Annotated in this window: 3 rRNA genes; all 3 read right to left on the reverse strand. The window is 57.1% G+C overall.

The features are described 5' to 3' along the window. Positions 1–9: 9 nt before the first annotated feature. The 3 genes from rrf to OOZ19_RS29880 all read right to left on the reverse strand — a co-directional run bounded on the left by rrf (position 10) and on the right by OOZ19_RS29880 (position 5,069). Positions 10–127 (reverse strand): 5S ribosomal RNA (gene rrf, locus OOZ19_RS29870). A 122-nt stretch (positions 128–249) separates the two neighbouring features. Beyond that, positions 250–3,328, reverse strand: a 23S ribosomal RNA gene (locus OOZ19_RS29875). A gap of 221 nt (positions 3,329–3,549) precedes the next feature. Beyond that, a 16S ribosomal RNA gene (locus tag OOZ19_RS29880) occupies positions 3,550–5,069 on the reverse strand. Together the 16S, 23S and 5S rRNA genes form the textbook arrangement of a ribosomal RNA operon. Positions 5,070–5,343: the final 274 nt, after the last annotated feature.

Raw genomic sequence — 5,343 nt, forward strand, 5'->3', positions numbered from 1 at the left:
GATGAGTATTGTCGGCGGTGTCCTACTCTCCCACACCCTATCGAGTGCAGTACCATCGGCGCTGGAGGGCTTAGCTTCCGGGTTCGGAATGGGACCGGGCGTTCCCCGCTCCGCTAAAACCACCGACAAACCACATACACCACAACCAACCAACATTCTGGTCACCCTGTGATGAAACCTATTCTCAAATCAACACACAACCAATGGTTGCTGCCTCAGATACCGTATAGTGGATGCGTAGCAATCTTTGTGAACAAGTCCTCGGCCTATTAGTACCCGTCCACTCCACACATTACTGTGCTTCCATGCCGAGCCTATCAACCCCATCATCTCTAGGAGGCCTTAACCCACAAAGGGGTGGGAGACGTCATCTTGGAACAGGCTTCCCGCTTAGATGCTTTCAGCGGTTATCCCTCCCGAACGTAGCCAACCAGCCGTGCTCCTGGCGGAACAACTGGCACACCAGAGGTCCGTCCGTCCCGGTCCTCTCGTACTAGGGACAGCCTTCCTCACATCTCCTACGCGCGCGGCGGATAGGGACCGAACTGTCTCACGACGTTCTAAACCCAGCTCGCGTGCCGCTTTAATGGGCGAACAGCCCAACCCTTGGGACCAACTCCAGCCCCAGGATGCGACGAGCCGACATCGAGGTGCCAAACCATGCCGTCGATATGGACTCTTGGGCAAGATCAGCCTGTTATCCCCGGGGTACCTTTTATCCGTTGAGCGACACCGCTTCCACCTGCCAGTGCCGGATCACTAGTCCCTGCTTTCGCACCTGCTCGACCTGTCAGTCTCACAGTCAAGCTCCCTTATACACTTACACTCAACACCTGATGACCAACCAGGCTGAGGGAACCTTTGGGCGCCTCCGTTACTCTTTGGGAGGCAACCGCCCCAGTTAAACTACCCACCAGGCACTGTCCCTGAACCCGATCAGGGTCCGAGGTTCAGATGCTCAGAACGACCAGAGTGGTATTTCAACAACGACTCCACACCCACTAGCGTGAACGCTTCACAGTCTCCCACCTATCCTACACAAGCCGCACCGAACACCAATACCAAGCTATAGTAAAGGTCCCGGGGTCTTTCCGTCCTGCCGCGCGAAACGAGCATCTTTACTCGTACTGCAATTTCACCGGGCCTGTGGTCGAGACAGCGGAGAAGTCGTTACGCCATTCGTGCAGGTCGGAACTTACCCGACAAGGAATTTCGCTACCTTAGGATGGTTATAGTTACCACCGCCGTTTACTGGCGCTTAAATTCTCCGCTTCACACCGAAGTGCTAACGGGTCCTCTTAACGTTCCAGCACCGGGCAGGCGTCAGTCCGTATACATCGTCTTACGACTTCGCACGGACCTGTGTTTTTAGTAAACAGTCGCTTCTCCCTGGCCTCTGCGGCCACCACCAGCTCCCACCGCAAGGGTGATCACCAGCCGTGGCCCCCCTTCTCCCGAAGTTACGGGGGCAATTTGCCGAATTCCTTGACCACAGTTCACCCGACCGCCTCGGTATACTCTACCTGACCACCTGTGTCGGTTTCGGGTACGGGCCATGCACACACATCGCTAGAGGCTTTTCTCGGTAGCACGGGATCACTGACTTCACCACAACGGCTACGCGTCACCCCTCACCCTTCACGCCGCCCGGATTTACCTAGACGACAGGCTACAGGCTTACACCAGTACTACCACTCACTGGCACAGCTACCCCACTACGTCACCCCATCACTTGACTACCGCGGAATCAGGTCCCATGCACTCACACAACAACTCCGAAGAGCCACCATGCTCGCGGATGGTTAGTCTCAACCGTTTCACCATGGGCGCGTGCACACGGGTACGGGAATATCAACCCGTTCTCCATCGACTACGCCTGTCGGCCTCGCCTTAGGCCCCGACTCACCCTGGGCGGACGAACCTGCCCCAGGAACCCTTAGTCAATCGGCGGCAGAGATTCTCACTCTGCTCTCGCTACTCATGCCTGCATTCTCACTCCCACACACTCCACACCACGGTTACCCGGATGCTTCACCGCATGCAGGACGCTCCCCTACCCAACCAAGCAAAACTTGATTGACACGGCTTCGGCGGTGCACTTCAGCCCCGCTACATTGTCGGCGCAGGACCACTTGACCAGTGAGCTATTACGCACTCTTTCAAGGGTGGCTGCTTCTAAGCCAACCTCCTGGTTGTCTGGGCAATCCCACATCCTTTCCCACTGAGCGCACACTTAGGGGCCTTAGCCGGTGTTCTGGGCTGTTTCCCTCTCGACGATGAAGCTTCTCCCCCACCGTCTCACTGCCACGCTCAACCCAGGCGTATTCGGAGTTTAGCTGACGTCAGTAACCCATAAGGCCCATCAACCAACCAGTGCTCTACCCCACCCAGGCAACACGCAACGCTGCACCTAAATGCATTTCGGGGAGAACCAGCTATCACGGAGTTTGATTGGCCTTTCACCCCTACCCACAACTCATCCCCCAGGTTTTCAACCCTGGTGGGTTCGGGCCTCCACACGGTCTTACCCGCGCTTCACCCTGGCCATGGGTAGATCACTCCGCTTCGGGTCTGCACCACGCGACTCACACGCCCTCTTCAGACTCGCTTTCGCTCCGGCTACCCCACACAAGGTTAACCTCGCCACGCAGCAGCAACTCGCAGGCTCATTCTTCAAAAGGCACGCCATCACACACGACAAACGCATGCTCTGACGGATTGCAGGCACATGGTTTCAGGAACTATTTCACTCCCCTCCCGGGGTACTTTTCACCATTCCCTCACGGTACTATCCACTATCGGTCACCAGGAAGTATTTAGGCTTAGCGAGTGGTCCCGCCAGATTCACAGCACCCTCCACGGAAACGCTGCTACTCGGGAACACCACCACACGCGCCATGTGCATTTTCGCCTACGGGACTCTCACCCACTCCGGCCAGGCATCCCAACCTGTTCAACTAACACACACAACCACGCTGAAGAGCCGGCAGCCTCCTCCAGTAATGCCCCACAACACCGAACACGCAACCCCTGCCAGGTATCCCACGCGCCCGGTTTAGCCTCCTCCGCTTTCGCTCGCCACTACTCACGGAATCACCAGTGTTTTCTCTTCCTACGGGTACTAAGATGTTTCACTTCCCCGCGTTCCCCCCGCAACCCTATACATTCAGGAAGCGGTAACCCGACATCACTCGGGCTGGGTTTCCCCATTCGGACATCCTCGGATCACAGCTCGGTTGACAGCTCCCCGAGGCATTTCGCAGCCTCCCACGTCCTTCATCGGCCCCTGGTACCAAGGCATCCACCATGTGCCCTACATAACTTGGCCACAAAGATGCTCGCATCCACTATACAGTTCTCAAACAACAACCGAAAAAACACAACACGTGTGTTCCCTCAGACACCCAACAGCGTGCACGACGACGATCAAAACCAAGTGGCATTTCCACTAATCCTATGAGCCTTCCAGACAGAGGAACACACGCCCTCTACACCCGGAACACCCCACAACCCGGTCACCCAGGCCATGGATGTGATAATGCTCCTTAGAAAGGAGGTGATCCAGCCGCACCTTCCGGTACGGCTACCTTGTTACGACTTCGTCCCAATCGCCAGTCCCACCTTCGACCACTCCCCCCACAAGGGTTGGGCCATGGGCTTCGGGTGTTACCGACTTTCATGACGTGACGGGCGGTGTGTACAAGGCCCGGGAACGTATTCACCGCAGCACTGCTGATCTGCGATTACTAGCGACTCCGACTTCACGGGGTCGAGTTGCAGACCCCGATCCGAACTGAGACCGGCTTTAAGGATTCGCTCCACCTCACGGTATCGCAACCCTCTGTACCAGCCATTGTAGCATGTGTGAAGCCCTGGGCATAAGGGGCATGATGACTTGACGTCATCCCCACCTTCCTCCGAGTTGACCCCGGCAGTCTCCTGCGAGTCCCCACCACTACGTGCTGGCAACACAGGACAAGGGTTGCGCTCGTTGCGGGACTTAACCCAACATCTCACGACACGAGCTGACGACAGCCATGCACCACCTGCACACAGGCCACAAGGGAAACCCCCTCTCAGGGGCGATCCTGTGCATGTCAAACCCAGGTAAGGTTCTTCGCGTTGCATCGAATTAATCCACATGCTCCGCCGCTTGTGCGGGCCCCCGTCAATTCCTTTGAGTTTTAGCCTTGCGGCCGTACTCCCCAGGCGGGGCGCTTAATGCGTTAGCTACGGCACAGGAACCGTGGAAACAGTCCCCACACCTAGCGCCCACCGTTTACGGCGTGGACTACCAGGGTATCTAATCCTGTTCGCTCCCCACGCTTTCGCTCCTCAGCGTCAGTATCGGCCCAGAGACCCGCCTTCGCCACCGGTGTTCCTCCTGATATCTGCGCATTTCACCGCTACACCAGGAATTCCAGTCTCCCCTACCGAACTCAAGTCTGCCCGTATCGACCGCACGCCCACCGTTAAGCGGCAGGTTTTCACGGCCGACGCGACAAACCGCCTACGAGCTCTTTACGCCCAATAATTCCGGACAACGCTCGCACCCTACGTATTACCGCGGCTGCTGGCACGTAGTTAGCCGGTGCTTCTTCTACACCTACCGTCACCCGAAGGCTTCGTCGATGTCGAAAGAGGTTTACAACCCGAAGGCCGTCATCCCCCACGCGGCGTTGCTGCGTCAGGCTTTCGCCCATTGCGCAAGATTCCCCACTGCTGCCTCCCGTAGGAGTCTGGGCCGTGTCTCAGTCCCAGTGTGGCCGGTCACCCTCTCAGGCCGGCTACCCGTCGTCGCCTTGGTAGGCCATCACCCCACCAACAAGCTGATAGGCCGCGGGCTCAACCTGCACCGCCGGAACTTTCCACACACAGACCATGCGGCCATGTGTCCTATCCGGTATTAGACCTCGTTTCCAAGGCTTATCCCAGAGTGCAGGGCAGATTACCCACGTGTTACTCACCCGTTCGCCACTCATCCACCCCGAAGGGCTTCAGCGTTCGACTTGCATGTGTTAAGCACGCCGCCAGCGTTCGTCCTGAGCCAGGATCAAACTCTCCAACAATGTTTAGAGAAAAATCCTGCCCCGAAATAAACGAGGCACCCCGACTCCCAAAGAAGCCGAGGCAAAAATCAATTAAATGAGTTACCACTCATCATCATCGGCACGCTGTTGAGTTCTCAAAGAACACACCCACACCATCACCCACAACCCTCATTCAGGGCCGCGAACTCCGGGGAGTCGTTTTCGTCTTTCGTTCTTGCGATGTTTCAAACTCTAGCAGGCCCGATTTTCGGCCGTTTCAGGGGGGTCAACCTCGCGGTCACCCGCACCCCGG

The sequence above is a fragment of the Saccharopolyspora sp. NFXS83 genome (assembly GCF_026241095.1).
Classification (GTDB): Bacteria; Actinomycetota; Actinomycetes; order Mycobacteriales; family Pseudonocardiaceae; genus Saccharopolyspora_C.